Below are 4,338 nucleotides of genomic sequence, written 5' to 3'. Positions count from 1 at the left end.
GTGTTCAGCGTGATACTGCGCTTGTTGCAGTTCAGCATCGTGAAATACAACGAGTCCGCACCCGGCACATCCCGCAACTGCCCCCGCGTGACATCCCCGCCCGGCGCCTCCACCTTCACCACATCCGCCCCCAGCCACGCCAGCAACTGCGTCGCCGACGGACCCGACTGCACATGCGTCATGTCCAACACCCGCACACCCTCAAGAGCCAACGTCGTCATGGGTCACCTCACCGTCAGCAGGCTTGGGTTCGGCACATTGCATACAGTCGACGAATACTGTATGAAGATTGTTATCCCGCATCACGTGGGTGATGTCCAGGGGGCGTGCAGCACTTTTAGGTCGTGCACTTTTGAGACGGGAGCCGAACCATGGACCTGTACGAGCACGAAGCCCGCGCCCTCTTCGAGGAACACGGGATCCCGGTGCCGAGGGCGGAGGTCACCGACTCGCCCCAGGAGGCCCGCGCCATCGCCCGCCGACTGGGCGGCAGTGCCGTCGTCAAGGCACAGGCCAAGACGGGGGGCCGGGGCAAGGCGGGCGGTGTGCGGCTCGCCGCCGACCCCGCGGAGGCCGAACGGACGACCCGCCGGATTCTCGGCATGGACATCAAGGGGCACCGGGTCGGCAGGGTCATGCTGGCCCAACCCGTCGACATCGAGGCCGAGTTCTACGTCGCCTACGTCCTCGACCGCGCGGCGGGCCGTTTCCTCGCCATCGCGTCGGCGGTCGGCGGCATGGACATAGAGGAGGTCGCGGCCACCCGCCCCGAAGCGGTCGTGCGCGTCCCCGTCGACCCCGCCGAGGGCGTCACCTCGGCGACGGCGGGCGCGATCGCCCAGGCGGCCGGGCTGCCCCCGCAGACCGTCGACGTCCTCGTACGGCTGTGGGAGGTGCTGGTCCGCGAGGATGCGCTCCTCGTCGAGGTCAACCCGCTCGTGCGCACCCGGCAGGGGCAGATCCTCGCCCTCGACGGCAAGGTCACCCTCGACGACAACGCCCGCTTCCGGCAGGCCCGTTGGGGCGCCGACAGTATCTCCTACGACGATCCCCTGGAGGCGGCCGCGGCAGCGAAGGGCCTCACCTACGTCAAGCTCGACGGCGAGGTCGGCATCATCGGCAACGGAGCGGGACTGGTCATGTCGACCCTCGACGTGGTCGCCGGCTGCGGTGCCCGGCCGGCCAACTTCCTCGACATCGGCGGCGGCGCCTCGGCCCAGGTCATGGCGGACGGGCTGTCGGTCATCCTCTCCGACCCGGCCGTGAAGTCCGTGCTCGTCAACGTCTTCGGCGGGATCACCGCCTGCGACGCGGTGGCCGACGGCATCGTCAGGGCCCTGGACGAGGTCCGGCCGACCAAGCCGCTGGTCGTGCGGCTCGACGGCAACAACGCGGCTTGCGGGCGAACCGTCCTCGACGAGCACGCCCATCCTCTCGTCGAGCAGGCCACCACCATGGACGGCGCCGCCCGGCGCGCCGCCGCACTCGTCAACACCGGTTGAAGGAGCGGGACATGGCCATCTTCCTGACCAAGGAGTCCAGGGTCCTCGTCCAGGGCATGACCGGCGGCGAGGGCATGAAACACACCCGGCGCATGCTCGCCGCCGGGACCAACGTCGTCGGCGGCGTCAACCCGCGCAAGGCCGGCCAGGCCGTCGACTTCGACGACCGTGTCGTCCCCGTCTTCGGCTCGGTCGCCGACGGCATGCGGGCCACCGGAGCCGACGTCACCGTCGTCTTCGTGCCACCCGCCTTCACCAGGGCGGCCGTCGTGGAGGCCGCAGACGCCGGGATCGGTCTCGCCGTCGTCATCACCGAGGGCGTCCCCGTCCACGACTCCGTGGCCTTCACCTCGTACGCGAAGAAGAAGGGGACACGGATCATCGGCCCCAACTGTCCGGGCCTGATCACTCCCGGACAGTCCAACGCGGGCATCATCCCGGCCGACATCACCCGCTCCGGCCGGGTCGGTCTGGTGTCCAAGTCGGGCACGCTCACCTACCAACTCATGTACGAGCTGCGGGACATCGGCTTCTCCACCTGTGTCGGCATCGGCGGTGACCCCGTCGTCGGCACCAGTCACATCGACTGCCTGGCCGCCTTCCAGGACGACCCCGACACCGAACTCGTCGTTCTCATCGGGGAGATCGGCGGAGACGCGGAGGAACGGGCGGCCGCGTACATCCGGGACCACGTCACCAAGCCCGTCGTCGGCTACATCGCCGGCTTCACCGCGCCCGAGGGCCGGACCATGGGCCACGCCGGCGCCATCGTGTCCGGTTCCGCGGGCACGGCCCGGGCGAAGAAGGAGGCGCTGGAGGCGGTAGGCGTCAGGGTCGGGGACACCCCGACCGAGACGGCCCGCCTCGTGCTCTCCCTGCTGGACACGGTTCACGAGGCCTCGGAGGCCTGACCCGAACCGTGCAGCGCGTTCCCTCACCACCCCGCCCCCGACTGTGCACCGAGAGCGGAGAGATCGCATGACAACCACCCTCGACTCCACCCGGCTCGTGGTGAAGTCCGGTACCTCCTGGAACGACGCCTGGCAGCGCTGCCTCGCCGTCGCCCCGGAGGCCTTCCGCGACGACCGCGTCCTCAACCTCTGGGGATCCGCCTGGCGGGCCGACGGCCGGGCGCTGCCCGCCACCAGCCCCGTCGACGGCAGCCCCATCGCCGGTCCGCCGCGTCTGGACCGGGAAGCCGCCCAGCAGGCCGTCCGCGCCTCCCTCGACCAGCACCGCGCCTGGCGGCACGTCCGCCTCGAAGAACGCCGAGCCCGGGTCGCCGCCACCCTCGACGCCCTCACCGAGCACCGCGAACTCCTCGCCCTCCTCCTGGTCTGGGAGATCGGCAAGCCGTGGCGCCTCGCACAGGCCGACGTGGACCGGGCCATCGACGGCGTGCGCTGGTACGTCGACGGCATCGAGCCGATGGTCCAGGGCCGGGTCCCGCTCGACGGCCCGGTGTCCAACATCGCCAGCTGGAACTACCCGATGAGCGTGCTCGTCCACGCCCTGCTGGTCCAGGCGCTGGCGGGCAACGCGGTCATCGCCAAGACGCCCACCGACGGCGGCGTCGCCTGCCTCACCCTGGCCTGCGCGCTCGCCGCCCGCGAGGGCATCCCCGTCACCCTCGTCAGCGGCAGCGGGGGAGAGCTGTCCGAGGCGCTGGTGCGCGCGCCCGAGATCGGCTGCGTCTCCTTCGTCGGCGGCCGCGACACCGGCGCCGCCGTCGCCACCGCCGTCGCCGACCTCGGCAAACGGCACATCCTCGAACAGGAGGGACTCAACACCTGGGGGATCTGGAACCACACCGACTGGGACGCCCTCACCGCCGTCATCCCCAAGCTCTTCGACTACGGCAAGCAGCGCTGCACCGCCTACCCGCGCTTCGTCGTCCAGCGCGAGCTGTTCGACGAGTTCCTCGCGGCCTACCTCCCCGCCGTGCGCACCCTGCGCCTCGGCCACCCGCTCGCCGTCGAGAACTCCGACGACCCCTACCCCTCCCTCGACTTCGGCCCGGTGATCAACGCGGCCAAGGCGAAGGAACTGCGCGACCAGGTCGCCGAGGCCATCGACCGCGGCGCCGTGCCCGTGCACCGCGGCAGCGAGGCCGACGCCCGCTTCCTGGCCGGCCAGGACACCTCCGCGTACGTCCAACCAGTCACCCTCCTCAACCCGCCCCCCTCCTCGCCCCTGCACCACGCGGAACCCTTCGGCCCGGTCGACACCATCGTCCTGGTCGACACGGAAGCGGAACTGCTGGCTGCCATGAACGCCTCCAACGGCGCCCTGGTCGCCACCCTCTCCACCGACGACCGGGCGACCTTCGACCGACTCGCCCCGCAGATCCGCGCGTTCAAGGTCGGACACGGCACCCCGCGCTCCCGCGGCGACCGCGACGAACTGTTCGGCGGCTTCGGAGCCTCCTGGCGCGGTGCCTTCGTCGGCGGCGAACTCCTGGTGCGCGCGGTCACCCAGGGACCCCCCGACGAACGGCTGCCCGGCAACTTCCCCGAGTACCAGCTGATGCCGTGACACAGGTCGGGGCGGCGCCCCGGGACGGCGCGCCGCCCCGTCCACCGGCGAACACACGACGACACGGAGATGGGGTGACGAGCATGACGTTGGCTCTTGAGGGTGTGCGGGTGTTGGACATGACGCATGTGCAGTCGGGTCCGTCGGCGACGCAGTTGCTGGCGTGGCTGGGGGCGGATGTGGTGAAGGTGGAGGCGCCGGGCGGGGATGTCACGCGGGGGCAGTTGCGGGATGTGCCGGGTGCGGACTCGTTGTATTTCACGATGCTGAACTGCAACAAGCGCAGTATCACGCTGAACAT

Annotated in this window: 5 protein-coding genes; 4 read left to right on the top strand and 1 reads right to left on the bottom strand. The window is 70.6% G+C overall.

The genetic code is table 11. The features are described from left to right. A partial coding sequence (locus tag AQJ54_RS15080) for a CoA transferase (RefSeq protein ID WP_211278551.1) occupies positions 1–221 on the bottom strand: 221 nt, incomplete at its 3' end. A gap of 150 nt (positions 222–371) precedes the next feature. Between AQJ54_RS15080 and sucC the strand changes: the two genes are divergently transcribed. The 4 genes from sucC to AQJ54_RS15060 form a co-directional block, all read left to right on the top strand. Continuing rightward, on the top strand, positions 372–1,502 hold the full coding sequence (gene sucC, locus AQJ54_RS15075; protein WP_062237755.1) for an ADP-forming succinate--CoA ligase subunit beta: 1,131 nt from the start codon (positions 372–374) through the stop codon (positions 1,500–1,502). Between the two features lie 11 nt (positions 1,503–1,513). Then, on the top strand, positions 1,514–2,413 hold the full coding sequence (sucD, locus tag AQJ54_RS15070) for a succinate--CoA ligase subunit alpha (protein ID WP_062237753.1): 900 nt from the start codon (positions 1,514–1,516) through the stop codon (positions 2,411–2,413). Positions 2,414–2,480: 67 nt separating this feature from the next. Next, positions 2,481–4,037 (top strand): aldehyde dehydrogenase family protein, encoded by a 1,557-nt coding sequence (locus AQJ54_RS15065; RefSeq protein ID WP_062237751.1) that lies wholly within the window; start codon positions 2,481–2,483, stop codon positions 4,035–4,037. A gap of 83 nt (positions 4,038–4,120) precedes the next feature. Next, positions 4,121–4,338: CoA transferase (locus AQJ54_RS15060; RefSeq protein WP_211278550.1), on the top strand; the 218-nt coding region annotated here is incomplete at its 3' end.

It is taken from the genome of Streptomyces griseorubiginosus (assembly GCF_001514195.1).
Lineage (GTDB): Bacteria > Actinomycetota > Actinomycetes > Streptomycetales > Streptomycetaceae > Streptomyces > Streptomyces griseorubiginosus.
The sequence above is the reverse complement of the archived record's forward strand: the minus strand, read 5'-3'. Positions and strand labels throughout refer to the sequence as shown.

Coding starts and splice junctions, on each gene's coding strand:
- AQJ54_RS15065 (WP_062237751.1), top strand. CDS start 2,481: ATGACAACCACCCTCGACTCCACCCGGCTCGTGGTGAAGTCCGGTACC.
- sucD (WP_062237753.1), top strand. CDS start 1,514: ATGGCCATCTTCCTGACCAAGGAGTCCAGGGTCCTCGTCCAGGGCATG.
- sucC (WP_062237755.1), top strand. CDS start 372: ATGGACCTGTACGAGCACGAAGCCCGCGCCCTCTTCGAGGAACACGGG.